This is a genomic window from Ruminococcus sp. RTP21484sp1_RTP21277st1_D2_RTP21277_210401 (genome assembly GCF_040924225.1).
In the GTDB taxonomy this organism is placed as follows: domain Bacteria; phylum Bacillota; class Clostridia; order Lachnospirales; family Lachnospiraceae; genus Blautia_A; species Blautia_A faecis.
The window spans coordinates 1-26,353 of sequence record NZ_JBCOMJ010000037.1 but is presented as its reverse complement, the minus strand read 5'-3'; the positions used below and the strand labels follow the sequence as shown (position 1 = coordinate 26,353).

Below are 26,353 nucleotides of genomic sequence, written 5' to 3'. Positions count from 1 at the left end.
TAATCCCTGTGTTTTCCTCATCCAAAATTCATTATAGCGTATAACCAGGTAAAAAGCTACCGGCAAATAGGTTTTCCTGCACAAATCTTTTGCCGCGCAGTCCAATACTTTGCACTGCTTTTTTGGATATGGCCAAATCCGGTTCAAGGTCTCCTGTATCGGTTAAAACAAGCATATACTTCCTGTCGTCTTGGCACCGCATAGCCGCAGGAAGTATAGCCTTCTGACAAAAAAGACAGCCCTTCTTTTTCCAGTTTACTGCAAAGCAGCTCCACGATTTCCGGCAGTGTTCTTTTCCCATCAATCAGCTTTTCCACTGCATATTTTAGCAATGCGCCTAAAGCTCCCGTCTGCTCACTGTCGATCAGCTGTTCCACATATCGCAGATCCACTTCCTGTTTTCCAATGGAAAAACCATCTCTGCCATGTACCTTTACTTTCAGCCTTTCCGGCTTATCCTGCACCTTAAAATGACCGTAATAATCCTTCTTGGAACCGTTCAACGGCGTATTTTTTGACATGATGCGATGGCTTTGTGGTGCTTTAAATCCAGCTGCCGTATTCTCATTTAAAGGATAATCCCTGCAAAGTTCCCGGACTTTTGCCGTGATATCTACCGGCATATAATTGTCCATCTGGATCACGGTATCTGCAATATGGAAAAAAGCCCCGGAGCTTCCGGCAACCAGAATTGTGGAAATTTCCTCCTTTTCATACAGATCCCGGGCACGTTCCAGAAATGGGGTGATCGGCTCTTTTTCCCGGCTGATCACATGCTGCATAAAGGCATCTCGCACCATAAAATTAGTAGCAGATGTATCTTCATCCAGCAGAAACACCTTGCTTCCTGCCTCTATTCCCTCCACGATTCCTGCGGCCTGGGAAGTACTTCCGCTGGCATCTTCCGTAGAAAAACAGGTGGTATCTTTTTTATTGGGAAGGTCATTTATAAACAGGGAAATATCCACATCTTTCACAAATCTGCCATCCTCAGAGCGCAGCTTCTGGGCTGTAGGATCCGTAATCACATACTCTCTTCCATCTCCCTGAATGTGGTTATACACGCCCAGTTCCAACGCATTCAGAAGGGTAGATTTGCCGTGATAACCACCACCAACGATCAACGTGATTCCCTTAGGTATTCCCATTCCGGTTATTTTTCCCTTATGGGGAAGCGCCATAGTCACCCGAAGACTTTCCGGCGAAGAAAATGTCACGCTCCCTTTCATCGGCTTAGATGAAATACCGCTCTCTCTTGGCAGAATCGCGCCGTCATTTACAAAAGCAACCAGGAAACGCTTCTTTAATTCTTCCCTGATATACGCCTGATCTTCTGCCAGGAAAATAGTATTCTCCAGATCTTTTCCACTTAAATTTCTGTATACAAATGCTTTTTCCACACAAACCGGCAGAAATTCAAAGAAGATTTTCTCCAACTCTCCCGCATTTATGGTACGTCCATTTGCCGGAAAACCCACAAAAAACCGGACGGTAATCCCCTGATCTGTAATCTCACAGGCCGTTCGCTCCAGCACCTCCTGACCGCATCTGGTCACAGAAATAAGTCCACTTTTTCCAGAGCCTTTTGCCCGAAAAGTATAGCGGTTCACCTGCTGTTCAAACTGTCTGGTAAGATAGTCTGCCAGAGTAATTCTGGTCAGTTTATCTTTATAATATTCCGCTGGAAATCCAGCTTCTCTGTGGGAAATTTTCACACTGACATGGGACGGTGACGCAAATGGATCGCCCTGCACATGATCAATTGACAAAACATATTTCTTAAACTGATATGCCCCTTTCAGGGATTTATAAGCAGGATAGCTCTTCCGATTGATGGAATGAAGCATGTCCTGCAGCTGATTTGATGACTGCATAAGTACCTCCATTGTCTATATGTTTCCTATTTACTATAGACAATATTTCCGGACTTGTCCAGCCAGGATTTTCCTCTTGTGTTACTGTTCACTCCGTTCACAGCAACGCACTCCGCGATGCACAGAAATCATGCATTCGCATGATTTCGCGCCGCAATTCTCGGGTTTTCTGTGAACTACGTTCACAAAAAACACCTCGCGGAACGTCACCAGTGAATAGTAACCCTCTTGTTCAAGTTCACCTTTCGCACATTTTCCCACAACGTAAAACCACCGCCCAGTCAGCGTTCTTGCCAACAGACGGTGGTTTATTTATACATTTTTTAGGGAAAGGAAAGAGTTTTTCTTAAGAGTTCTTTCTCTTAAGATGTATATATCATACCTCATAATTGTGAAAGGTATTTGTCCAAATTATAATTTTTTTCTAAAATTTCTAAAATGAAAATAACTAATTCGTAACTGGCATCACAATTCCATCCCTGTTCTTCCCATTGTGTCCTGTTTTCAGATCATAACGTTTCATTATCTTCTGAAAGTCAGAACATAACTCTTACCATCCGTTAATACTATGAAGATTACTGTTCACGCCCTTCACAACAACACGCTTCTCAATGCACAATATCAGTCGTGTCTCTGATTCTTATTTCCATACGCTTCGCAAAATCTTGCTGCAAATGCCGGCGGCTCATTGTTGGCATAAAGGTGGGAAATATCACCGAAAGAGCTCATGCGGAAAGCTGCGATTCCCTGACGGCGTTCTTCTGTGGTCAAAGTTGTCACAGAGGATGGGGCGGCCACGCAGCCATGCCAAAGTACCATCGGAGAGATATTCAGCAGATGGCTGAGAAGTACACACTCCAATCCAAAATGACAGAAGAAAATAATCGTGTCATTATTCTCTTCATTTACTTTATAATAGTGACCTTTCCTCTCATATCCATGCTTCGCGAGAAGCTTGTCGAACTCCCCGATCACACGGTCATACTCTTCTTTCACATGACCTTCCTGCATAGCCTCATTCTCAAACCAGTGGTCATACTGGAAAAAGCGCTCGTCTGCCATCCAGTCCTGTGGCAGCCAGTCCCATGCAATAATCTTCTTATCTTTCACATCCGGGCGCCAGATCTGACAGGGAAATTCCTTCAGCCATTCACACTCTGTAGCTGTTCTTCCCATCTTTTTCAAGGTCGGAGCCGCAGTATCCTTCGCTCTTCCAAGGGGGGATACATAGAAAGCTTTTACATCTAATTTGGAAAGCTTCTGTGAAAGATACTCCACCTCTTTCCAGCCTTTTTCTGTAAGGGAATCTATATCATAATCCGGGTCACCATGGCGTACAATCAATAATTTCATAATGTCACTCCTCGTAATTTGCTTTTGAATCACTAATAATTTCAAGCTATTTCTTATTTCATTGAACAGTAACGATTTTAGCATATCTTCACAGATAATTCACCATATTTCTTACCGTCATTTCTTTACAATTTTTGTGAAAGAAGTATATAATGATGCTATATCAAAGGGTCTTTTGACGCTCATATCTTATATGAATTCAAACAGACGCTGATCGGATCATACTTTAATAAATACAAGAACTAAGTGGACGCAATAACCACTTTCAGATTACATTTTATTCCTCAATATAACTCAATTTACGATTTCAAGCGAGGTACCCACATGAAAAAACTTGCCATCATTTTCCCAGGTGTCGGTTATACCTGCACCAAGCCCCTTCTCTATTATACTGCTTCCATGGCTGCTGAGCGTGGTTATGAAATCATCCGCCTTGACTATGGTCAGGACATTCATACCTTCCACGGCCGCACTCCAGCAGAACTGGAACCTATCATAAAACTGGCAATAAAAAGAACGCTTCCCCAGTTGGAAAACGTTCCTTTTTCTGAATACGATGATATAATTTTTATTTCCAAAAGCATCGGTACCACAATTGCCTGCCAGCTTGAAACAGCCCTGCAGCTGAAGGGAAAAGTCCATCAATTTCTTATGACTCCAATTCCTTCTACCCTCCGTTATCTCTCCGATATCAACGGGCTCTTCTTCGCCGGAACCGCTGATCCATACATGCCGGAGTCCAAGATACACGCTGCTGCAAGAAACTTCCCCGATAAAACCGGCGGGATTTTCGAGGGCTGCAACCACTCCCTGGAGCAAAAAGGCGACACTTTAGGTGCGCTGAAGAATGTCAGACTGATTGTAGAATGTCTGGATAAAATGCTAGTCTGATTTTTGTTTTCTATTAACAGGGAAGAAGCACTTCCCTGTTTGTTCCATAAAAGATATTATTATGTCCAATTAATCTGTCTAAAATTTCTTCCATCCGTTTCCAGTTATTATTTACATCAAACTCATAGCTGTGTCCCCATATGTAAAATAACTGCTTTTCTTCACTTTTTTCTTTTAAAAATTTCTCCAGAAGTTCCCATATATTTTCGTCAGCATGATGACAAGTTGGTTTAAATATCAATAAATTCTTTTGTAATTTAAATGCTCCGGAAGACACAACTGACCGTGCATATTGAATTTTACATTTTTTCAGTATCTGAACCACTTCATCATTATATGTTCCATAAGGATACGCCATACCGGTAATCTGGCAGCCAAACATCCGTTCCAGATTTTGTTTATCCAGGAAAACTTCATTATATACAGTGTCTTTATCAAGCTTTGTTAAATCTTGATGAGTCAATGTATGAACCGCGATTTCATGGCCCTTATACAATTCTTTTAATCCTTCTGCATTCCACTGTTTATATTGAATGTTGCTTTTACATGATAATAGTTGAACATGGCTACCAGTCTCCTGTCCTGGCAAACTCCATCATCATAGCTAAATGTTACTGCCTTTTGTTTCCCATCCCACATATATTCTGTAGCCTCGTTTCATATCCTTCAAGCTGCATGCTCCAAACGGCTCCTTCACATACAATCTTTGTTGTTTGTTTCTCTCCTGAATTATTAATAACAACTAATTTTTGTGCGTCTGGATAATAGGCACATTCCACATGCAGATTATCTGTAATGCATTCTGCCTGTTCTTCCCGTCCAGCCTCTAATATCAATTGCAACAATAATCTGGTACTTTCCTCTGAAAAAGCAAATCCCGTCATATAAATTCCACTTCCTTTTCCAAACTGGTGTCTGGTAATACCCGGATACCCACCTGCAGCCTCTGCCAATACCTCTGTTTTTTTATCTGTCAGGTATATATGTTCCATTACTGGCCATTCCAGTATATCTAATATATGATTTTGTGGTGCTTTTACTTCATACTCCCATTTTCCATGACATACCCTTGCCCCATTATCTTCATCTACGCCCAGTACCTGTGCCAATCTGAAAAACGTATCATATCCACTGGTTGCTGATGGCTCGCCAATTCCAATAAAACAGCCCCCTTCATATACCCACTTTGTAATTGCCTCAACAACTTTCACGTCTTTCCAGTTATCACCGCCACTCCATGCGTCACCCGCTTTTCCTGCATTAATAATGACTTTGTATCTGGATAAATCTCCGCTTCTGGCTGTCTCAAAATCAATAAAATCAACATCCACAGGCAAACCTGAAAGCGCCTCATTTATATGAATCAAATTATGCATATATGTTTCATGAAAATGTCCAGACAAAGTCCATGAACGCAATTTGCCCCAACAATGTAAAACCGCTACTTTGGTTTTCAAGGTCCAAGGCTTTCCTTTTTCATGAAAAGACTTCAACATGCGAAATTCATCTGCAACTTTTTCAATGTAATCGCAAAAATCCGGATAATTCTCCGTAAGATGTAAATATCCGCCTAATCCAATTCTTTGAATCGGTTCACGCAACAATGCACGCCTTACATTTCTCCAATACTGCATTGCATCCCTTGTAGGATTTCCTCCCTCTGTAAATGTAGGAGCTCCTCCAAGCCCCACCGGGAAAAGATAAGGATGAAGCCTGAGTTCATGAACTTCTGTATCTACACCTGCACAAAGACGTGCTTCATACCCGGAAAATACGCATTTAATAATCCCATCAAAACCAAATTCATAAAATCTGTCATTATATGGTTCAATTCCAACCCAGCTGTCATCGTAAAATACGTAAGCCTTTTTTCCATATTCATGCACAATATCTATTAGTTTTTTTCCAAATGAAATTACAAAATCATTAATAAATTCCATCCAGTCTTTTTTTGCTTTTGTTGGCGGCATATGGGTTACCCGATATTTCCCCTGATTCACAAAATCCTCTGCGGTAAGTGCATATCCATATTTCTGTTCGAAATTGTGTAAAGCAAGAGGACTCACTGTAAAATCGTAGGAGCCCCAGTCTGTAAATAAATTTCGTTTTCTGGCATCGCTTCCCCAAATCCAGACAAAATTATAAAACATAGAGGTAAAACGAACCACTGTAGTTGCAGGATGTTCTTCGCACCATTCTTTCATCCAATTAATTAAATAAACCTGTGTTTCAGCGTATACAGGATCTATCGGTATAAGATGCTCTTTATCCCAGTTATTGGTAATATGATTATACATGGAAATTTCTTCCCAAATTCGATATGCCAGAAAACTGACTGTATATTTGTGCCATAATACACAGTTTTCAATCCTGACAACACCTTTTTTCTTATCATAACTCCAGTTTTCTTTATTTACTTCCTTGTCAGTTGTGCGGTCATACACCTGCCAGTACCCCAAAGCTTCTGCACTGTCATTAATTTTAAACTGCTCCTGAAAAAACTCTTTTAAGAGCTCTAGTTCCAGACAATGCTCAACTGCAGTTTTCGGTTCTGTGACAAGAAAAGTCTGCTGCAATTTATCCAAATTTTCCATAGCCCAGGGATTATGACCGCGGATAATACAAATAGTAGAATAAATACCATATCCTGCCTCCGTTATCTCCGGAGACAGTTCTGTCCCATCAGAATCCCTTATTACATCTGCTCCCCATTTTTTTGCAAGTTCTAAGGTCAATTTTTCATAACCAGCCTCACCAGGCAAGGTAAAGCCACCTTTATTTTCTAACTCAGTCATAATTTTTGCCCTCTTTCAAGTAGTAGTACAATGCCCAGTCCTGATCATTTGCCCATGGATCCGCATACTGGCATCTTACGTTGTTAACCATAAAAGGATATACATATGCGCAGCTTGCACTTCCGTCACTATTTATCATACTTAGTACACCTCGCAATGAATTTTCCGCCTTTACGCCATATGATCTCTCACCGGTTATTTTTTCATATTCCCGAAAAGCAACACCACTTAAAGAACTCCAGTAATGTGGAAATGTATCTCCAAGGTTTTTGTACTTTCCAAACCAATATCCATCCCAATGACGAACCGCATTTTCATACATATGAAAATCTGGCTGATGTCCATTAAACAGTACCAGTACAGCTAATTGTTTCTTTCCTTCTTCCAGATATAATATTTTTCCTGTAAGTTCGTATAACTGAAAAAGATAATTTACTGCTGGGGCAACAATACTCTGCTCATATTTTACTTCATGCGGTGGATAACATAATCCGTTTTTTATAAGCATTTTGCCATGTGTTTCATAGTATCTCAGAAGTTCCTCTGCCTCTCTTTCCATACCACCCGATTTCAATAAATTCACAGATTCCAGCATAGGGATTCCAATTGCATAGAATGAAGCTCCGTCTTGTGCATAATAAGATTTCACAATTTTATACATATTTTTAAGATCAGCAACCTCATTATACAATCTGTATCTTTCCATAAAAAAAATTGCAAGCCATGGATAATTGTACAAACGGTTCCAGGTATTATCTCTTCCTGCATCATTGTATACAATACCTGTATTCTCATCGTAGAGCTCTCTGTATATGTATTCGGTATATTTCTGCAGTGCTTTTTCCACTTTCATATCTTTATTTTTCTGCAGCCAGAGCGCCAGAAGTGCCCCCATTCCCACTCTTTCCCTGCCACCGTTATGATCGTATTCTTTTTCATAAACCAATCGCTTATCTTCATTATCATAAGTAAGAAATGCACCATCCAAAAGGCTTCCACTGCAAAAATACTGCTGTTTTTCAACAATAAATCTGCATCTTTTTTCTGCAAGCTTCTCCACCCTTGGTAATACCAGAATAACCGCAGATGTACTGTATTCTCCTCTCTTTATGAAGAACTCTTTTTCACCCTGACTTACAGAATCCATTTTAATTTTATAATCTATGCAATTACCGTTTTCTGTTTTTTTAGTTGAAATTTTTTCACCTACAAGAGTGACTTCGATTTCTTTTTCATGCCAGATATCTTTATCTGCTTTTATATGAAAACTTAAGTTCTCGCCCTCAAAATAAATTCCATGTTCCAACTGTATCAACAGCTGTCCTTCCTGATGAAGCAATTTCTCTTCAAAATCCCTTTGATCGTCATACCAGAAAAGATCCCATTGAATCACGGTTCTTTCTTCTGGTTTTAAGTTGTTTATTTTAGGATTTAATATAATAGTTCCGCGATCATTGCTGAGTTCTTTTTCATTTCTTATAATGCTATAGCCTTCTATTTTGCCTTCTTTCAGAACCAACCCAAGATTTGGTTTTTCTCCTCCCATTCTGATCCCGGCAATATAACTCTGACTTTCACCGCAACGGATGTGTGCATGACAGCGCTCTCTCATACAGATTTCAGCAGCCGTATAATTATCAGGAAACGGTACCGCAATACCAATTTCACCTTTTTTGTGAAAATACTCCCGATCCCGATTATTCACAAAAATATATTTTTCAGTTATCTTTCCTTTTGTAGATACCGTTCTTTCTATTCTACCTGTAATTCCGTCTGGAAGAAACATTTCTCCCCATTTTTTACCTGTGGCAACCCAGTTCATTTTATATTTGTCATTTTTGTTTACAATGCTTTCCAACTGATGATTTTCATTCTCTTTAACAATAAATTCCATACCTAATCCTCCATATATCATCCTTTTACAGATCCCGCCATTACACCACTGATAATATATTTCTGCATAAATATATAGAAAACCAGCAGCGGCAATATACCTAATACCATCATTGGAAACAGACTAGTCCAGTCTGTAGAAAACTGACCGATATTGCGATATACTTCCTGTAAAATAACATCTTTTTCTCTTTTCTGTATAAAATACAACGGTCCCATAAAATCATTCCATACATTTAAAGTATTTAAAATTACGATTGTAGCAATCATCGGCTTCAGCAATGGAAGCACAATTGTACCAAAAATTCTGAATACTCCTGCACCATCAATTCTGGCAGCTTCTTCCAGTTCTATAGGAACTGAAGAAATGGAATTTTTCATTAAAAAAGTAGCAAATGGAATATTGATAGCAATATCAATAAAAATAACTGCTGTCAGCGTATTCATTAAATCCAGGCTTCTTACCAGCTTGTACAGACCAAGAACTGCCATCTGGTATGGAAACATCATTCCGGAAAGAATTACCAGAAAAATAATTTTTGTAATTTTACTTTTCTCTTTGCGGTTTAAAACATATCCACACATAGTACTGCACATTACAATGCCAAATACAGCACATATTGTAATAAAAAGAGTATTTCCAAATGCTCTTGGATACTGCATTTTTTCAAATGCATTGATATATGGTGTAATATCCCAGAAAGACGGAAGTGCCATCGGCTTTGCAGCCGCTTCAGTTCCTGACTTAAACGTAGTAACAAGCAGATAATAAATAGGAGTTAAAACAATAAACGTGATAATTAGCAAATAAACATGCTTCAAAATCTCCATAATATTTTTTTTCGTTTTCATCAGTTTAAATACTCCTCCCATTTTTTAAATATTCCAAGCATTACAGCGGAAACAACCATTGTCATCAACAGAAATACAATTCCAAAAGCTGATGCATAACCGAAATTTCCATCTGAAAATTTTGAGTACATTAATGTCAGAATAGTTTCTGTCTGATGTGCCGGACCTCCGTTTGTAGTTGACAAGACAAGATCAAATACTTTCAGTCCTGAGATCGTGCTTGTTACAAAATTAATTTTTATGGCAGGTGCAAGCCCTGGTAATGTAATATGCCAAAACTGCTGCCAACTGTTAGCTCCATCCACAGAAGCAGCTTCATAAAGATCTCCACTAATACTTTGCAAACTTCCTATGTAAATTACCATAGACCATCCAAACCACTGCCACACTGAAATTGCAATTATGGAAAATATAGCGATTTTTCCATTTCCGAGAAAGTTGATTTTTTCAAATCCCAGTTTCAAAAGCACCTGGTTTATCAAACCATAATCACTTGCAGACAGGATATATTTCCAAAGATATCCAACAACCAAGGTGCTTAATACTGCGGGTGCAAAAAAGATTCCTCGGTAAATTGTTCTTCCTCTTAATTTGGAATTCAGAAGCACTGATACAGGAAGAGAAATTAAACTTTGAATGGATACTGTAAGGATTGCAAATACCAGGGTATTCTTTAATCCTTTCAAAATAATTCCATCTGCCAAAAGCTGTTTATAATTTTTCAATCCTGAAAAAACGATATCCGGCGAAAAATTAGTCCAGTTATAAAAACTGTATTTTGTAGTAAAAATAAGCGGAATGATAAAAAACACAGAAAATATAGAAACCGCAGGTATTGCCATGAAAATATATGGCAGATTTCGTTTTACATGATTGGCATTCATACTCTCCTTGCCCTCCTTCTTTTTATGTTTCTATTATAAATTTGATCTTTTTCTCTATAAATCCAAAAAAATTTATATGACTATCGTTTTTTTTATATCCCATTTACTTTTGTTAATTCTATTGATAACATTAACCTCTATTGCACAAAAACAGATCCTGCAAAAAGCTCATTTGCTAAATGCAGGATCGGTTTAATAAATTATGGATAATTTTAAATTTGTTAAATGATTACAATTTACTCATATCTGATTGAGTCAGCTTTTGTATCAATAGCTTTCACAAGATCGTCTCCACTGATATCTCCGGAAATAACACCCTGAAGCTGAGCAGTAAACTCATCAAACAAGGACTGACTTGGAAGATTTACACTCCATCTGTCAGATGGGAATGCAATATTTCCATTGTTAATAATATCTGCAACATATTCATATTCTTCAGGCATCTGAGCCTCAACTCCGCTTCTATAGCTGGTTCCGCCAACATTTGCATCAGCAAATGCCTGCTGAACTTCAACGGAAGCCAGTGCTGTTAAAGTAGCTTCTGCACCATCATGATTTTCCGTATTTACATTAATACCGAAGCATGCAGCTGGTCCGCCTAAAACATATTCATTTTCTCCTGTTTCACTAAGCTGCGGAAGCATTTTAAAGTTAACTCCGGATTCTTTCAGCTCTGTATACTGCCATGGACCTCCATGAAGGAATGCCACTTCTCCATTTTTAAAGCTGTTCAGCATTTCCTGGCAGGAAATTCCCAGAGACTCAGAAGCGATCAGTCCTTTTTCAACTAATGTACACCATTTATTAACACAGTCGTTAATATGTCCGTCCATAGTTACTTCACCCAAAGCAAATTTGGTGTCGAAATCAGTTCCATCAGGGTTTGCTTCTTCATTATTATGATAATAAGAATTTTCCAGATACCCCAGTAAGCTGGATGTTGCAGTTGAGTCATCCGCAATCCCAAAACCATATGCAGTATAGCCTTTTTCATTAATAGTCTCGCAAGCAGCTACAAACTCATCAAATGTTTTTGGAATTTCTACTCCACATTCCTCAAGAATCGAAGCATTACACCAGATTCCGGAAAACCATCCATAGGAAGGAATTCCATAAATTTTTCCATCAGCACTGCAAAGCGACATTCCAGCCTCATTAAACTCTTTTACAAAATCATAATCCGAAATGTCTTCCACGTTACCAGCTTTGATTTCGGCTGGATAGTTTGTTCCATCCATAATAATGTCTGGGCCTTCTCCAGATGCAAGCTGTGTGCTAAGTACATTATTATAATCAGTATTTGCAACATATGTGTACTCAATCACATACTTCCCATCCATCTGCTCATTTACCTTTTCCAGAATAGGATTCATGTCATCCTCATCATACCATCCCATCAAGGTTACCGTCTCTGCATCATCCGCCATAACCAGATTGGAACCGCCTCCAACTACCATTACTGATACAGTGCATGCTGTAAGAAACATGCTAATCACTTTCTTTTTCATTTTTTTGCTACCCCTTTCGTTTATTTTTAAATTGCTTTAAGTATAACGTTCACAGGATACGAAAAAAATAACAAAAAACTTATCTCATTATCAAATTTTTAAGATTTATATCCTATACTTTTCGTTCCAGTGTAATAAAATCTCTTCGTAATTTGATTATAGAGGTAGTTCCTCCCGGACCTGCAAAAATTTCCACACCGTATCCTTCCCCACACAGAATACGAATTCTCTTGTCAACATTGCTTACCCCATAACCAAATTCTTCATGGGACATTTTTCCCTGACCAATTTTTTCATACAACTCAAGTCCATTATCCCTGACAGTCATATAGAGTTCATTATTTTCTGCATAAATCTCAATGGATATTTTTCCTCTTTTTTCTCTCATGCAGTCAATGCCATGCTCAATTGCATTTTCCACCAGAGGCTGCAAAATAAAAATTGGAACCATCTGATCTAAAAGCGAGGGCTCAATTTTATACTCAACATCGAAGCCTTCATCGTGCGCCATAAGCTGCAGTTTCACATAGGCCTTTATATTTTCCACTTCTACATTCAAATGGTCTACGTTTATGCCCTTGTTAAGAGCAGTCCTGTAAAAAGTACCCAGTTCCGTAGTTATCTCGTAGATTCTGTCTTCTCCTTTTTCAATGGCTATCCAATTAATTGCGGAAAGATTGTTATAAAGAAAATGCGGGTTAATCTTTGACTGAAGCAGATCCAGTTCCAGGCTTTTTTTATCCAGTTTCGACTTATACACTTCATCAATAAGCGTTTGTATTTTCCGTAGCATTTTATTAATATTTTCCGCCAGCTCTCCAATTTCATCCTGGGAACTTTCTGCTATCTGAATCTCAAAATTTCCATCTTTTACTTTCTTTACCTGGTCAATAATCTGATACAAATAGTGCAGCAAAGATCTGGCACTTTTATTAACTCCTATAAATCCAAGCAGCAACAGTAAAACTACAATTACAACAGAACCAATGATTCTTGGATGAAAAGCACTTGAGAAATAAGAAGCATCAATTCTGTAAATAATTTTCCAACCGGTGTCATTTAGATTTCTTTCCTCTTCATAGCCAGCACTGTTTTCATTAACTTCCCCCTCATTATTGTATTCTAACAACACAGCTGAACCATTTTTCACCTGGATGTCCACTGGCATTTCCGAGAACATGGATATACTGTCAGAAAAAACTTTTTCCTTTACTTCTGCTCTGAGAACGCCATATACCCGATTTGGAAGGCTCATGGCAATTCTGCGTGTTATAAAATATTTTCCATTTTCATTCCACCACAAAGTATCTGCGCTATTCCAACTCGCTTCATACCAACTGTTATCTTCCAGATCGGAAGCTTTTTTGAATACTGCATCATTGTTAGAAATCCTTTTATCGGAATAAACCTCCATCTTTGAAAAATAGCTGTTGGAAAGCCAGGCGTTATAAATCAGGTTATTTACATTTGAAGTCATCTGAATGCGTTTCTTATACTCAGAATCATCTAAGCTGAGAAATTCCCTTAGTACACTGTTGCAGGTCACATATAATACGGATTTTTCGCACATCTTTATCTGATTCTCAATATTCAGGTGGTTCCGCTCAATGTTTTCTTTCGCTTCCAGAAGCTGCTGCTCCTTGATAAAATTTGTAGATGAGTACAATACAAATATCTCCAGAACCAGCACAGGAAGCATAACTAACAGCGTGTAAATGATCCTTACTTTATTCAAAAATGATTGTTTGTTGATTCTTTTTGCTATCCTATTCACCATTTTGCACCCTTTCCCTGTACTGCACCGGACTGCAGCCTTCATGATTTCGGAAAATAGAAATGTAGTAAGACACATTCAGGTATCCTACCCTCTCCGCCACATCACTTACTTTCATATTTGTCTGACGCAAAAGTTCTTTTGACTTTTCAACACGATACCAGGTAATAAATTTTACCAGATTTTTTCCAGTTTCCATTTTATATAAAGTACTTAGATAGGCAGAGGATACCTGCAGCTGCTCTGCGATATACGATACATTTAAATCACTTTCACTGTATTTTTCATAAACCAGTTCTTTTGCCATGCGGACCAGGCGGTTTTCTTTTACCTCTTCTTTTTTCTCTTCCTGCATTCTATCCAGAACGTTTTCGATTATCTTATTTACCTCTTCCAGTGTCCTTGCCTGATATATTTTCTGAATACATGGTACCATGTCCACATTAGAGTCTGTGTACTCACTGATCTGCTTCATCGCATCCGTAAAAGTATATTTTACATAAATTGAACTAAAGCCAGTCTGCTTCATTATATAGGCAAATACTTTCACAAATTCCTTCTTTATTCCGGAATAATCCTGCATTCTGGCGCAGTTAAATATCCTTTCAAAATACAGGGAAAGCATGTCATTTTCCTTTTTTAGAAAATAATCTTCATCATGAACCAATACCATACTTTTGGATACAAAAAACTGATAGTCAAGCTGGTCTTTCAATTCTGTATATTCTTTTTTCAGTTCTGTAAGACTTTCGGTCTTTTTTCCCAATATAACAAAAATATTTACCTGATATTTTTTCTGGGATTTTTCGATCAATATCTCACATTCTTTTTTCGTTTCTGCTGTCCGATAAAAATCTCTTTCCCGGATCAATAACACTACGATCTGGTTATCTGTGTTTGTAATGATCACAGTTTCTTTTCCAAAATATTCCCTGATATCTTTCAGGTACTCTTCCCATTCAATAGAAAACAAATTAGAATAACAGGAAATAATTACAGGTATACAGATTTTTTCCTGCACAACACTGGTGAATTCATTTTCCAGAGTTTCCCAATGATTTAAAATTCCCTCTTCCAGTTCTTCAGACTCCAGATAATTAAGCAGATTCCAGCTCAGTTTTTGCTGTGCGGCCTCTTCCTTCGCCTGTATGATATCATTTCTATTTTTCTTTTCGATCTCTTTTTCCTGGCAGATTTCTATGATCTTTTCAAAAAGAGCCTTAAACGCATCCAGTTTAACTGGCTTCAAAAGATATTCCTGTACCCCTAATGAAATGGCATTCTGTGCATATTCAAATTCACCATATGCACTGTAAATAATGCATATTGGATTCAGCCCTCTTTTCTGCGTTTCACGTATAAGCTGGATTCCATCCATATAGGGCATTTTTATGTCTGTGAGCAGAATGTCAAAATAATTTTTTTCCATTATTTTCAGCGCATCTTCTCCGTTTTGCGCAAATGCTGTTCTTAATGGAAACCCAAACCTTTTTAATAAAAGCGCAATTCCTTCCCGCTCTTTCTTTTCATCATCCACAATCAAAATATTGTACATAAACTCACCCCTCCATACATATATTTACTCAACTTTATTTCATCATAAAAGAAGCTTTATGTAAATACCGAAAAAATTACCTGAGTATCAATTTTTTATACTACGATACAAAACTTCTAATACACAAAAGAGTTACTATTTCCGCAAGTATCCCTGCACGCAGGTGATATCATGCTTATAGTAACTCTTTTATCTTTATAACAATATTTGCATTTTAATCCGCTAAAGTTATAGTTCACTTATTTCACTTTTACAAACTTCCACTTATTGCAGCAGTTCCATTCAGCATTCCCATCCCCTGCAGTAAGCTTATAGTATCCCTTATCCCAGCTGCATAAGCAAGATCTGAATATCTCTCGTCCCGGGTCTGCAGGCAGGCGATGTAATCATCGATCACACGCTTTACAGTGTGGGATAATTGCAGCTGGTCATATCGTTCTTCCAGATACTTCAGATCCTCATTGTCCTGTCTGATGTAGGAATCATTTTCATCCACCCGCTGCTGCTCCATCACCATTTTCTCAATGTTCTGAAGCATAATCATTTTTGTTGTCATTTTCATTATTGTTTTCCTCCTGATATGTACTTATAGATCACGGTTCATTGGTAACGTTTTCCCGAATCACACAAGCTGTTCTTCTGTGATTCCAAGCTATTTAGGGTTACAATTTAAGCAGTGATAAAAAATCCATTTTTCTCACACTTACCGTCATTATTCTACGTTTTATATCAAAATTTTGCAACAAAAATCGTCCGACAACTTTCCCTATAATTCGACAAAAGTGCTACTGTTCACTGGTAACGTTCCGCGAGGTGTTTTTTGTGAACAAAGCTCTCAGAAAACCCGAGAATTAAGTTTGCGCAGCAAACGCTACTTCTTGTGCTTGTCACAAGAAGGTTCGTCTTTCTGCGCATCGCGAAGCGTGTTACTGGTCGCGAAGTGAACAGTAACACAAAAGCGGCTGGAAAAGCGTGTATTTACACGCTCTAAGCTACGCCCTAAATAAATCTCACCGTTTAAAGTCCAAGAGTATCGTTTACAAGAATAACATGTATTCTATCTTTATGACGAGAATATCTTGTAATCAGAAACTGACAGCAAATCGTATCCGGAGATTTACAGTCAAAACATTTCCCTGCGGTTTTGCAAGGTGTCTTCACCTCAAATCTCTGTGCATTCGCCGGAGCTGCCACATTTCTTGCCCGCTTCATAGCTGCATCAAGATCTGAACAGACCTTATTCATTCCCACAATGAAAACCACCTTCTTCGGTCCCTGGGCAATACAGGAAACCCGATTGGAATTTCCATCAATGTTTACCATAACTCCATCACTGGTAATGGCATTGGCACTGGAAAGAAATACATCTGCATCATACGCTGCCATCAGGCTTTCTCTTGGTTCCATTTTTGCACGATTAATATAATTATAATTTCCATCCTCCAATGCCTTGATCAGTCCAATCTCATGAGCACTTGTGCAGCCACCCATGGCAATACTGCTGCCCTCCGGGATCAGTTCCAGTGCCTGCTTTACAGCAGCTTCTCTGTCTGCGGCGTAATAGCCTGACATATTGCGAGATTCCAGACCTTTGATCACATTTTGAGCCAATACTTCATTTCTTTTTTGCATATTAATATCCATTGCTTGCTCCTCCTGACATTGTTTTAGTATAAATTATAAGCCACATTTCATTCTTTATCAACTTTCGACTTAACTTATTTTATGTTACTGTTCACTGGTAACGTTCCGCGAGGCGTTTTTTGTGAACAAAGTTCACAGAAAACCCGAGAATTGCGGCGCGAAATCATGCGAATGCATGATTTCTGTGCATCGCGAAGCGCGTTACTGTGAACGGAGTGAACAGTAACTATTTTATATTTCGCCAGAGCGTAGTAAAAAAAATATATTGTCTTTTTTTTCAGAAAATTCATTTTCTTTTTTAGCTTGTGTGATATAATGCATTATTATAAAAATTCCGACAGATAAAGCGAGGTAAACCTGGTGAAGAAAAAAACACTTGTGCCTCTTATCATTTTTTTACTGGGCATATGCCTTGTTGGTTTCATTGTATACAAAACAGACACCCACGAGAAGAACGAGAGACACATAACAGCACAATTAAACGCAACAACCTATGGGGAACGTATAAAAAATGAGATTGCGAGCGGAATTGAGATTACGGATGCTCTAAAGCAGATCCTGATCAGTGAAAACGGAGAGATTAATCAGTTTGACACGATTGCTGAAAATCTTATGTCTGATTCTATTGAGAGCGTGCAGCTTGCTCCGGATGGTGTTGTGACAGATATTTATCCGGCAGAGGGAAATGAAGCAGGTAAAATTGATCTGATTCATGATAAAGAGCGTGGAGAGATTTCCTGTTACGCAAGAGACAATCACACAGTCATTACACAAGGCCCCTTTGAATTGAAACAGGGAGGCTATGGAATTGCTGTACGCAATCCAGTTTATCTGACGGATACAAACAAACAAGAGGATTTCTGGGGATTTACCATTGTTATCCTACGCGTTCCTGATATTTTCTCAGACTCGATTTATGCTCTTTCAAATTTTGGATATGAATATAGAATTTCAAAGACGGCTTCTCCCTGGAACGGCACCTATAAAGTTGTTTATCAGTCAGATGATCCGCTAACCCATCCAATTTCTTATGATTTTAAAATAGGCGCAGAGAGCTGGAGATTTGAAGTAACCCCCAAAAGCGGATGGCGAAATAATACACTTATAGCTGTAGTCACCGGATTTTTTCTTACCGTAATCCTGCTTCTGACAGTTCTTACCCGGGTATGGCTGGTGTCCAAAGAAAATAAAAACAGATTTCAGATACTGGCACACACGGATTCCCTTACGGGTATTAACAACCGCTATGGATTTGATGAAGCAGCAGAAAAAATTATCGCCCAAAATCCGAAGGCACATTTTGTGGCCGCACTTTTTGATATTGATGACTTTAAGTTTATTAATGATGTCTATGGGCACGCTTACGGAGACAGGGCTTTAAAAAGTCTGGCAGAGAGCATGAAAGCTTTTTTTCCACCGAATGTATTGCTTGGAAGAAACGGTGGGGACGAGTTCTGTATTCTTCTGCCTGATTATACCTTTGAAGAGGCAGACGCACAGCTGAATCAATTCACCAGACTGCCTAAGACCTTCGCTTACAAGGGAACAGAACAGCACTTTTCTATTTCTCTTGGATATGCGGAATATCCGGCATTTGCCTCCAACCATTCACAGCTTATGCGCTGTGCAGATGCAGCCCTTTATGAAATAAAGCTTCATGGAAAAAACGGATGTATGGCTTACAGAGAAGGGCTTCAGTCAGGTGTCCGCAAACAGCTGGGATTTGCGCTTAAGGATGTCTCGGAGCATCTTCCGGGTGCATTTATCATATACAGAGCAGACAAAGAAGATGATGAGCTGTTCTATGCAAACCAGGAGTTTCTTCATATGACCGGATATAAAGATATGGACGAACTCTTTCGACTTACAAACAAAAGCTTTCATAACCTGATTCGGGAGGATGAGCAGAAACAGATAGAAGCAAGCATCTGGGAACAGATTGACAGTGGTAATGAAAATGACTATATTCATTTTCATCTTCGAAAAGCTGACGGCTCTTACCTCTCTGTACTTGACCATGGAAGAATCGTAGAAAGCCAGCAATACGGAAGAGTATTTTATGTATTGTTTATGGACTGGAAGGACATGCATATTCATTACGGTGATAAATTTTCCGGATAATAGAAAAAATACTGTCTGGTAGGAATTTTTGCATTCTATAAACCTACGATTACATCATCAATCTGAGAGGTTTACACAAAGTAATTTACACTCCGCCCTGTTGCATAAAATAATGCAGGTCTGAACAAGACCTGCATTATTTTATGTGCTTTTCACACGTATTTCCCCTTCATTTTATCCGCTTTATCTTCCCAAAATCCGGTCCAGATTTTCCAGAATTACATCAACATTGATTGGTTTTGCAATATGTCCATTTCTTCCTGCCTTGATTGCTTTTTTACGATCTTACTTATGTAAAAAAACTGCTTCTATTATACGACTGCGCTACACTATGCACAAGAAAAACATTACTGCGCAATACTTATATCTGCCCATGCATATTTCTGATATAAAATGCAATCTGATAGGGCAGTCTCTCTTCCGGCGTTTTCAACTCATTTCCCAGAATTTTCCTGATATTTCCAATGCGGTACAGCACCGTATTGCGGTGCGTATACAATTCTGCTGCCACAGCCTGAATACTTCCATTATGCTTCAGATATGACTGAAGAGTTTCCACATAACCGGCATGATATCTTCTGTCATATTCTTCCAATGCTGCCAGACATTCTGTTTCCATTTCCTTCAGTATTTCTTTATCTTCCACCATATAAAGCAGACGGAACAGCCCGCAGTCATCAAACTTTACCACCTGCTTCTTTTGTGTCATCGCTATGTGTGCTGCTGCCTTAGCCCTCTGATAACTTACCGAAAGCTGGGAAATATCCATACATCTGCTCCCGATTCCCACGCACAATTGCAGTCCTGGCATACGTCTTTTTCCTCTTTTTATGGCACCCTCTACAAGACGGCACAAATACTCTTCCGAAAGCGCATTCGCTACCAGCACAAAATCAGAGTTGTAATAAAAAAAGCTTCCATTGTGAGTGATATCCTCCAGATATACCTGTATTCGATAAGACAGCTTTTTTCGCTCCACTGTGTCCATAGAGTCCAGCCCCTCACAAGTCATCAGCAGCACTTGAAAGCTTCCATCTACATCAAAATACTGTAATAAATCTTTTCTGTATGCATCCTGATTATCCGGAGTCTCAATAGCTGCAATCAGGGCGGATGCGATCTGCTCATCTGTAGTATCCTGTAAAAATACATGAATACTGAAGTCTTTTATCATATCTGATAAATGCACTTCCCAAGGCACAGTCAGCAGCGGAAGGTCATTTTCATCACAGTATGCTTTCAATTCTTCCGGCACCTCATAAATGTACTGTCCCACATTAATAACAAGCCCTGATGCATGATACCGGTTCAGCTGCTGTGCCAGATGCATCCAGTCTTCTTTTTCCGGAAAGCCAAGCCCGGTTGTCACTGCAAGCTCCTTTCCCCAGAAATTCTGTATAATCGTTGTATCCTCAAGAAGATGTACCCAGCTGATCGAATTGGACCATCCATTTTTTCCGGCCAGAAACTTCATTTCATATCTGGTTTCTGCTGTCAGCATCATATCCTGTATTGTAAAACTCATAAAACCTCCCTTTTTGTTATCCAAACCCATTCTGTAAAATGTTCAAATTTTTTCTTTATTATATCATATATTTTGTGTTGACAGCACATATTTTTCCCTTGATTTTTAGAATCCACCCCCATAGTTTTTTCTCAATTTTGTGCTAGAATATAAGTAACTTAAAAAACAAATTAAAGGAGGCGTGAATATGAAATTCGCAGAATATACAAGTTCCCTGGATGCACTTCCCGTTCCAGAATGGATCATAGCAGAACGTTATATGTATTGTGACAATTTTATAAATGACTATACGAAGACTCGGCATTTTGATCTTCTGGCTTTTGTCAAACGTCTCTTTCGCAAATAATATGCACTTCTTTTTATAAAAAGGACATCCGTTTTTTCAGGATGTCCTTTCTTTTACTTTTACTTTTTTCGGTAAATTCGAAGCATCAAAGGTGTCTCTACAAGCAGCATGGCAATCCATCCTGCCAGATAGGAATATGGCAGTGCCTCAATACCAAAATTCCATAACAAAACCATCGGTGCCGCTGCAATGACACGGACTGTCATATTGGTAAAACTGCTCATCAAGGTCACCTTCAGATCTCCGATTCCACGGAAAAAGCCCTGAAGCGAATTTGTGATAGCGGGAAGAATATACATTACCGCAATCAAGTGGAGATAAACCACTCCATGTCCGATAACTTCCTCATCTTTTACAAATAATGACATCAATGGTCTGGCAAATCCCAGACAGATCAGCATAACTGCTGCTCCATAAACAAGCTCCAGTATCATTCCACATCGGAAGCCTTCCCTCATACGGTCATTTTTTCCAGCTCCTTTATTCTGAGCCATTAATGCGGTCATCGCATGGGCAATATTCTGTTCCGGTGTGATGGCAAAATCATCAATGCGATTAACCACTGCAAAGGCTGCTGCTACCGATACTCCCATTGTATTAACCAGTGCCTGTATTGCAATTTTTCCCATCTGTACAGTTGCCTGCTGCATGGCAGATGCCCACCCGTAAGCAATGGTTTTTTTCAAAAGCCTGGCATCAAAAACCAGCCATTTCTTCCCAAGACGAAGAATCGGTACTTTTTTCTGTATATAGATAATACAAAACAAACAGCAAAGTGCCTCACTGAGTACTGTGGAAATTGCACATCCATTACTTCCAGCCTTTAATACGATAACAAAAAACAGGTCTCCGAAAATGTTCAGAATCGCACTGATGATCAGAAAGTACAAGGGGGATGCACTGTCTCCCAATGCTCTTAGAGTGCTTGAAAAAAAGTTATATAAAAATGTAAACATTAATCCCAGAAAAATAATCCGCAAATATTGCACTGTCATATCCATAATGGACGGATCTACCTGCAATAACAGCAGAATAGGTACAGCAAATATTACACAAACCAATGTGAGAAAAAACGAAAAGACCGCACCAGACAACAGAGTTGTACTGATCTGTCTGTGCAAAGTCTCATAATCTTTCGCTCCATACTGAATCCCCATCAGGATACTGGCTCCCATACACAATCCGTTCAGAAATAATATCATCAACGTGCTGACCGGATTACAGATTCCCACAGCCGCCAGGGCCTCCTTTCCTACAAAATGCCCTACAATAATGCTGTCAACTGCATTATAGGTCAGCTGAAACAAATTTCCCAAAACAAGAGGCACTGTAAAATTAACAAGAATGGGCATGATTTTCCCAGTAGTCAGATTTTTTGTCATATTCTCACACTCCCAACCAAAAGTTTTGCACACTCACATTTTAGCTTAAAAAAAGTAATTTCACAATGTCCTATTTTAACATTTTATATAGCATATTCTAATCGGATATGTTAAACTATAATTTGTCACTTTCTCTGTTTCATTGATTGTAATAAAATGATATGAGTGTCAAAAGGTCTTTTGACACTCATTTGATACCCGGATTGCTACGCAGCTACGCTGCTCCCGCAATCCTCCAAAACATTCGTAATCCGCTCATTTTTCTTTGAAAAATGGCTACTTACTCATGTTTTTGGCGGGTCAAGAGGTCAAAAAGCCTCTTGCAAGCAAGCTTGCATCGGCTTTCTGACCTTTTGACCCTGGTATCATCATATTATAAATTGTAAGAACTAAGGAAAACTGTAACATGCTAAATAAAAAAGATTTCTTAAAATATGCATCGACATTGGCATTTCCAATTATGATTCAAAATTTGATTTCAACATTGGTGAATATTGCTGATACTGTAATGCTTGGATATGTAAGCCAGACTGCCATGTCGGCTTCATCACTTGCCAACCAATATACTTTCATTCTTTTTTGTCTATATTATGGTATGGCCACCGGTACTTCCGTTTTATGTGCCCAGTACTGGGGAAAAGGTGATAAAAAGACTGTAGAAAAGATTCTCGGCTTAGCAGAGCGATGCACCTTAATTATCTCTCTGATATTTTTCCTTATCTCCTTTTCCATGCCAACTACGGTTATGAAGATTTTTACAGACAATCCTGATACAATTGCTGCTGGAAGTGAGTATTTGAGGGTACTTTCATTTTCACTTATGTTTATGGGATTCTCTCAGGTTTTTATGAGTGCCCTTCGAAGTATCGGAAAGATAATGCTACCTTCTGTTACATACATTGTCTCCCTTTGTGTCAATGTACTTTGTAATGCCACCTTCATCTTTGGCTTATTTGGACTTCCAAAGCTTGGCGTTACCGGTGTTGCTCTTGGTACTGTGATTGCCAGAATCGCAGAGGTATTGATTTGTCTCATCTACTCCTTGAACAAATCAAATGTGAGATTCCGAATAAAATACTTCTTTGCGAAATCGGGGATCCTGTTCCAGGATTTTATGAAAATTGCAACTCCAGCCGTAATAAATGACCTCGTCTGGAGCTTTGCCAGTTCCGCATTCGCAGCAATTCTTGGGCATATTGGTAATGATATGGTTGCTGCAAATGCCGTCGCTGTTATGGTGGTAAACATTGGTGCTATCGCCTGTCGGGGTTTTGCCAATGCTACTACCATTATTATCAGTCAGGAGCTGGGGAAAAATCACATTGATACAGCCAGAGAATATGGGAAACGGATGCTCAGAATAACCATTATTGTAAGCCTGATCGGATGTGCCGTTATTCTGGCGATTCGCCCCCTGATACTGGATTTTTATCGGGATAAGCTGACAGAAACGGCCATTTATTATCTTGGCGTTTTTATCATTATGACGACCTGGCGTCTTGTTGGAGAAGGTATTAATACCTGTCTTATATGCGGCTGCTTCAGAGGTGGTGGTGATTCCAGATTTGGAATGATCGTTGATTCCATATTTATGTGGCTTGTAGCAGTTCCTCTCACATTTCTTGCCGCATATGTTTTTAAACTACCGCCTATCTGGGTATACTTTGTAATGTCTTTGGATGAACTTGAAAAAATGCCTGTAGTATTTATTCACTATTTCAGAAGAAAATGGCTTACAAATATTACCAGAGATTTTGATTGATCCTACTTATTCACAATTATAAAATGCTCCCTTCTGAATGACAGGTTTTTGTTCTTTCACATTCCTGCCCAGTAGGGAGCATTTCTGAATCCTATGATCTTATTCTTTTTTAACAATCAGCCTTATACTGTAAACCGAGGCTATTGCTATGATAAAGCCTAATGGAATTGCCACACAATAAAACACAAAATTTACCAAATTGTTATATGGGCGGAGTTTATAAATTCCTTTTGAAGTCCGATAAACCTCGACCTTAACTTTATCACCAACGTATACTTTCTGATTATAGGTTTCTTCTCCTTCATAGGATTTTCCATCAACCTCAAATGCTAATTTAGTCCGATATTTTACTGATCTTGAATTCTTTTTATTTTTGTCTTTATCATCACTGTTATCAATCTCACGGCAGGATTCTACAACTGCAATAACCTCTCGTTTGTCTGTAGTGTTTTTGTACTCCTGGCTTTCAATTCTGTTTAAAATCATACCATATATTCCTATACCACACATGGCAATGCCAAGGACTAAACCTAATACCGAATATAATATATTGTTCCGCTTCTCTTTTTTATCCTGCTTCATACACCTCCTCCGCAAAACCTGTTTTTGTTTTCGATTCTTGTAAAGAACACATATTGTAAAAAATTCTCCTTCAATTGACCATGTATTCTCTATACTAATAATAATCCATCAAAAACCGGTTTGCACTATTACTTGTGCCAGTAAATGAAGAGAAAATGTTATTGCTTACTTTGTCCACAAAAAACACCTCGCGGAACGTTGCCAGTGACTTCACATGTATCTATCCAGACAGTCAACTCTACAGCTCTCCGAGTCTCTCTCTCAAATTTTTTCGTGCTTCAGTTGCACTCATAGTTTTGGCACCATCTATTCTTTCCCACTCAGCCTGAAGTACTCTGGCACGTAACCGAAGTAACTGTTCACGCTTTTCATATGTATCAATACTCTTAATTACCATATCTCCCTCATCATTTTGGGTGATATAAATAGACTCGTTGGTTTCTTTTAAACAATAGTCAGCTACTTTCAGACTATCATCAGCTTGTGTAATTCGATAATTGCTTAAATCTTTTTGTCTCTCATCCAATTACAATTCCCTCCTTCTCTACATCATCATAAAACGGCAATGCTCCCAGCCAGTATCTGTAATGTGCTTCATTCTCCAGAACTGGATTTATTACAATCCCTGACTCCAGTTCTAGATCAAACGCCAGATCAAAAATACTGTTTTCGACCTGCTCTATTTCTTCTTTTGAAAGAGGTGTTAATATCATAACATCAATATCCGAATTTTCCTTATAATCTCCACGGGCATAAGAACCATAGACAATAAGTTTGGATAGATTATTTTTTAATATTTTTTTAGTCCCTTGTACAAATAGCATTAATACTTCCTGTCTAATCAAGTTGCTACCTCCTGTCAGATTATTTTCATCTACAGTAATATTTTAATAATATTGCAGCTGACTACGTAAAGCAAGCTATTATTTTACTTTTATTTTTGAAAGCGCAACCTTTGAAACTATCAAGCATGGAAATTCCAGTTTCCAGCTATAAAAAAAGTGAATATTATACCAGAATATTATTTTGAAACTGCTTAAATATTTTGTATCTGCTGTCAAATCTGATGTCAAAATCCATTTTTGGGGTAAATAAGAGGTGATCCAGAAGGGTGTAAATATATCCAGACATCAAAAAAACCCTTGAAAATCAAGGGTTTCAGGTCATGCCGCAGACCGGAATCGAACCGGTACGGGTATCACTACCCACGGGATTTTAAGTCCCGGGCGTCTGCCAGTTCCGCCACTGCGGCATATGGGACCTATAGGGCTCGAACCTATGACCCTCTGCTTGTAAGGCAGATGCTCTCCCAGCTGAGCTAAGATCCCATAAAAGAAAAAATATTAAATTAGCTGTAAAAACAGCAGCGACCCGGAAGAGACTCGAACTCTCGACCTCCGCCGTGACAGGGCGGCGCTCCAACCAACTGAGCCACCGGGCCAGAAGAATATTAAATTAAATGGACCTTCGGGGACTCGAACCCAGGACCGACCGGTTATGAGCCGGTTGCTCTAACCAACTGAGCTAAAGGTCCAAAAAGCCGATGATCGGACTCGAACCGATAACCTGCTGATTACAAATCAGCTGCTCTGCCAATTGAGCCACATCGGCA

Annotated in this window: 22 protein-coding genes and 5 tRNA genes; 4 read left to right on the top strand and 23 right to left on the bottom strand. The window is 38.9% G+C overall.

Annotated features, from left to right (window positions below):
- Nucleotides 1-143 precede the first annotated feature (143 nt).
- Both AB5706_RS19775 and AB5706_RS19770 read right to left on the bottom strand, forming a co-directional pair.
- Nucleotides 144-1,874: an ABC-ATPase domain-containing protein gene (locus tag AB5706_RS19775; protein ID WP_173771651.1), complete on the bottom strand. Its 1,731-nt coding sequence runs from the start codon at nt 1,872-1,874 to the stop codon at nt 144-146.
- Between the two features lie 621 nt (nt 1,875-2,495).
- A complete protein-coding gene (locus AB5706_RS19770) occupies nt 2,496-3,227 on the bottom strand; it encodes a histidine phosphatase family protein (RefSeq protein WP_173771649.1) in 732 nt (243 codons plus the stop codon).
- A 324-nt stretch (nt 3,228-3,551) separates the two neighbouring features.
- Between AB5706_RS19770 and AB5706_RS19765 the strand changes: the two genes are divergently transcribed.
- Nucleotides 3,552-4,118 carry a PLP-dependent aminotransferase family protein gene (locus AB5706_RS19765; protein ID WP_173771647.1) on the top strand — a complete coding sequence of 189 codons (567 nt, stop codon included), beginning with the start codon at nt 3,552-3,554 and terminating at the stop codon, nt 4,116-4,118.
- A gap of 13 nt (nt 4,119-4,131) precedes the next feature.
- Here the strand turns inward: AB5706_RS19765 and AB5706_RS19760 are convergent, their stop codons facing one another.
- From AB5706_RS19760 to AB5706_RS19710, 11 genes are all read right to left on the bottom strand, one after another.
- The gene (locus tag AB5706_RS19760) at nt 4,132-4,614 is read right to left on the bottom strand and encodes a polysaccharide deacetylase family protein (protein WP_278951415.1); all 483 of its coding nucleotides are present in this window, start codon (nt 4,612-4,614) and stop codon (nt 4,132-4,134) included.
- Nucleotides 4,615-4,619: 5 nt separating this feature from the next.
- Nucleotides 4,620-4,757 (bottom strand): hypothetical protein, encoded by a 138-nt coding sequence (locus tag AB5706_RS19755; protein ID WP_368366284.1) that lies wholly within the window; start codon nt 4,755-4,757, stop codon nt 4,620-4,622.
- Entirely contained in the window at nt 4,730-6,913 is a 2,184-nt protein-coding gene (gnpA, locus tag AB5706_RS19750; RefSeq protein WP_173771643.1) for a 1,3-beta-galactosyl-N-acetylhexosamine phosphorylase, read from the bottom strand. Before gnpA ends, AB5706_RS19755 begins: the two co-directional genes overlap by 28 nt.
- Complete coding sequence (locus AB5706_RS19745) at nt 6,906-8,807, bottom strand: hypothetical protein (RefSeq protein WP_173771641.1); 1,902 nt, start codon at nt 8,805-8,807, stop codon at nt 6,906-6,908. The genes gnpA and AB5706_RS19745 overlap by 8 nt, the downstream gene beginning before the upstream one ends.
- Nucleotides 8,808-8,824: 17 nt before the next feature.
- Nucleotides 8,825-9,658, bottom strand: a complete 834-nt coding sequence (locus tag AB5706_RS19740) for a carbohydrate ABC transporter permease (protein ID WP_118581874.1) — start codon at nt 9,656-9,658, stop codon at nt 8,825-8,827.
- Nucleotides 9,658-10,542 carry a carbohydrate ABC transporter permease gene (locus tag AB5706_RS19735; protein ID WP_173771639.1) on the bottom strand — a complete coding sequence of 295 codons (885 nt, stop codon included), beginning with the start codon at nt 10,540-10,542 and terminating at the stop codon, nt 9,658-9,660. Before AB5706_RS19735 ends, AB5706_RS19740 begins: the two co-directional genes overlap by 1 nt.
- A gap of 236 nt (nt 10,543-10,778) precedes the next feature.
- The gene (locus AB5706_RS19730) at nt 10,779-12,050 is read right to left on the bottom strand and encodes an ABC transporter substrate-binding protein (RefSeq protein ID WP_173719145.1); all 1,272 of its coding nucleotides are present in this window, start codon (nt 12,048-12,050) and stop codon (nt 10,779-10,781) included.
- Nucleotides 12,051-12,162: 112 nt separating this feature from the next.
- Nucleotides 12,163-13,827, bottom strand: a complete 1,665-nt coding sequence (locus tag AB5706_RS19725; RefSeq protein WP_173719144.1) for a sensor histidine kinase — start codon at nt 13,825-13,827, stop codon at nt 12,163-12,165.
- On the bottom strand, nt 13,817-15,379 hold the full coding sequence (locus AB5706_RS19720) for a response regulator transcription factor (protein ID WP_173771637.1): 1,563 nt from the start codon (nt 15,377-15,379) through the stop codon (nt 13,817-13,819). The genes AB5706_RS19725 and AB5706_RS19720 overlap by 11 nt, the downstream gene beginning before the upstream one ends.
- Before the next feature lie 250 nt (nt 15,380-15,629).
- Nucleotides 15,630-15,941: a hypothetical protein gene (locus tag AB5706_RS19715; protein ID WP_118581890.1), complete on the bottom strand. Its 312-nt coding sequence runs from the start codon at nt 15,939-15,941 to the stop codon at nt 15,630-15,632.
- A 455-nt stretch (nt 15,942-16,396) separates the two neighbouring features.
- Nucleotides 16,397-17,023, bottom strand: a complete 627-nt coding sequence (locus AB5706_RS19710; protein ID WP_173771635.1) for a lactate utilization protein — start codon at nt 17,021-17,023, stop codon at nt 16,397-16,399.
- 360 nt (nt 17,024-17,383) lie between these two features.
- Between AB5706_RS19710 and AB5706_RS19705 the strand changes: the two genes are divergently transcribed.
- On the top strand, nt 17,384-19,144 hold the full coding sequence (locus tag AB5706_RS19705) for a diguanylate cyclase domain-containing protein (RefSeq protein ID WP_173771633.1): 1,761 nt from the start codon (nt 17,384-17,386) through the stop codon (nt 19,142-19,144).
- A gap of 361 nt (nt 19,145-19,505) precedes the next feature.
- Here AB5706_RS19705 and AB5706_RS19700 read toward each other — a convergent pair whose 3' ends face one another.
- Nucleotides 19,506-20,669, bottom strand: coding sequence for a PucR family transcriptional regulator (locus AB5706_RS19700; RefSeq protein ID WP_173771625.1), 1,164 nt, complete (start codon nt 20,667-20,669; stop codon nt 19,506-19,508).
- Nucleotides 20,670-20,856: 187 nt separating this feature from the next.
- Here AB5706_RS19700 and AB5706_RS19695 point away from each other — a divergent pair, with 187 nt between their 5' ends.
- Nucleotides 20,857-21,015 (top strand): hypothetical protein, encoded by a 159-nt coding sequence (locus AB5706_RS19695; protein ID WP_173717527.1) that lies wholly within the window; start codon nt 20,857-20,859, stop codon nt 21,013-21,015.
- A gap of 59 nt (nt 21,016-21,074) precedes the next feature.
- Here the strand turns inward: AB5706_RS19695 and AB5706_RS19690 are convergent, their stop codons facing one another.
- Complete coding sequence (locus tag AB5706_RS19690; RefSeq protein WP_173771623.1) at nt 21,075-22,397, bottom strand: MATE family efflux transporter; 1,323 nt, start codon at nt 22,395-22,397, stop codon at nt 21,075-21,077.
- Nucleotides 22,398-22,803: 406 nt separating this feature from the next.
- On the opposite strand from AB5706_RS19690, the gene AB5706_RS19685 reads away from it, so the two are divergent.
- The gene (locus AB5706_RS19685) at nt 22,804-24,159 is read left to right on the top strand and encodes an MATE family efflux transporter (RefSeq protein WP_173771621.1); all 1,356 of its coding nucleotides are present in this window, start codon (nt 22,804-22,806) and stop codon (nt 24,157-24,159) included.
- A 99-nt stretch (nt 24,160-24,258) separates the two neighbouring features.
- On the opposite strand, the gene AB5706_RS19680 is transcribed toward AB5706_RS19685, so the two are convergent.
- The 8 genes from AB5706_RS19680 to AB5706_RS19645 form a co-directional block, all read right to left on the bottom strand.
- A complete protein-coding gene (locus AB5706_RS19680) occupies nt 24,259-24,741 on the bottom strand; it encodes a hypothetical protein (RefSeq protein ID WP_173771619.1) in 483 nt (160 codons plus the stop codon).
- 238 nt (nt 24,742-24,979) lie between these two features.
- The gene (locus AB5706_RS19675; RefSeq protein ID WP_330382821.1) at nt 24,980-25,267 is read right to left on the bottom strand and encodes a hypothetical protein; all 288 of its coding nucleotides are present in this window, start codon (nt 25,265-25,267) and stop codon (nt 24,980-24,982) included.
- Nucleotides 25,260-25,586, bottom strand: coding sequence for a nucleotidyltransferase family protein (locus tag AB5706_RS19670; protein ID WP_325064572.1), 327 nt, complete (start codon nt 25,584-25,586; stop codon nt 25,260-25,262). The genes AB5706_RS19675 and AB5706_RS19670 overlap by 8 nt, the downstream gene beginning before the upstream one ends.
- A gap of 321 nt (nt 25,587-25,907) precedes the next feature.
- Nucleotides 25,908-25,993: transfer RNA gene (locus AB5706_RS19665), tRNA-Leu, on the bottom strand.
- Between the two features lie 3 nt (nt 25,994-25,996).
- Nucleotides 25,997-26,069 (bottom strand) — tRNA-Val (locus AB5706_RS19660).
- Between the two features lie 39 nt (nt 26,070-26,108).
- Nucleotides 26,109-26,182: transfer RNA gene (locus AB5706_RS19655), tRNA-Asp, on the bottom strand.
- 19 nt (nt 26,183-26,201) lie between these two features.
- Nucleotides 26,202-26,275 (bottom strand) — tRNA-Ile (locus AB5706_RS19650).
- 4 nt (nt 26,276-26,279) lie between these two features.
- Nucleotides 26,280-26,352 (bottom strand) — tRNA-Thr (locus tag AB5706_RS19645).
- Between the last annotated feature and the right edge of the window lies 1 nt (nt 26,353).

Excerpts from the sequence above, each read along its gene's own strand:
- AB5706_RS19710 (WP_173771635.1), bottom strand. The coding sequence starts at position 17,023 with ATGGATATTAATATGCAAAAAAGAAATGAAGTATTGGCTCAAAATGTG.
- AB5706_RS19715 (WP_118581890.1), bottom strand. The coding sequence starts at position 15,941 with ATGAAAATGACAACAAAAATGATTATGCTTCAGAACATTGAGAAAATG.
- AB5706_RS19755 (WP_368366284.1), bottom strand. The coding sequence starts at position 4,757 with ATGTGGGATGGGAAACAAAAGGCAGTAACATTTAGCTATGATGATGGA.
- AB5706_RS19720 (WP_173771637.1), bottom strand. The coding sequence starts at position 15,379 with ATGTACAATATTTTGATTGTGGATGATGAAAAGAAAGAGCGGGAAGGA.
- AB5706_RS19765 (WP_173771647.1), top strand. The coding sequence starts at position 3,552 with ATGAAAAAACTTGCCATCATTTTCCCAGGTGTCGGTTATACCTGCACC.
- AB5706_RS19700 (WP_173771625.1), bottom strand. The coding sequence starts at position 20,669 with ATGAGTTTTACAATACAGGATATGATGCTGACAGCAGAAACCAGATAT.
- AB5706_RS19685 (WP_173771621.1), top strand. The coding sequence starts at position 22,804 with ATGCTAAATAAAAAAGATTTCTTAAAATATGCATCGACATTGGCATTT.
- AB5706_RS19695 (WP_173717527.1), top strand. The coding sequence starts at position 20,857 with ATGAAATTCGCAGAATATACAAGTTCCCTGGATGCACTTCCCGTTCCA.
- AB5706_RS19775 (WP_173771651.1), bottom strand. The coding sequence starts at position 1,874 with ATGCAGTCATCAAATCAGCTGCAGGACATGCTTCATTCCATCAATCGG.
- AB5706_RS19735 (WP_173771639.1), bottom strand. The coding sequence starts at position 10,542 with ATGAATGCCAATCATGTAAAACGAAATCTGCCATATATTTTCATGGCA.
- gnpA (WP_173771643.1), bottom strand. The coding sequence starts at position 6,913 with ATGACTGAGTTAGAAAATAAAGGTGGCTTTACCTTGCCTGGTGAGGCT.
- AB5706_RS19725 (WP_173719144.1), bottom strand. The coding sequence starts at position 13,827 with ATGGTGAATAGGATAGCAAAAAGAATCAACAAACAATCATTTTTGAAT.
- AB5706_RS19740 (WP_118581874.1), bottom strand. The coding sequence starts at position 9,658 with ATGAAAACGAAAAAAAATATTATGGAGATTTTGAAGCATGTTTATTTG.
- AB5706_RS19770 (WP_173771649.1), bottom strand. The coding sequence starts at position 3,227 with ATGAAATTATTGATTGTACGCCATGGTGACCCGGATTATGATATAGAT.
- AB5706_RS19680 (WP_173771619.1), bottom strand. The coding sequence starts at position 24,741 with ATGAAGCAGGATAAAAAAGAGAAGCGGAACAATATATTATATTCGGTA.
- AB5706_RS19730 (WP_173719145.1), bottom strand. The coding sequence starts at position 12,050 with ATGAAAAAGAAAGTGATTAGCATGTTTCTTACAGCATGCACTGTATCA.
- AB5706_RS19745 (WP_173771641.1), bottom strand. The coding sequence starts at position 8,807 with ATGGAATTTATTGTTAAAGAGAATGAAAATCATCAGTTGGAAAGCATT.
- AB5706_RS19690 (WP_173771623.1), bottom strand. The coding sequence starts at position 22,397 with ATGACAAAAAATCTGACTACTGGGAAAATCATGCCCATTCTTGTTAAT.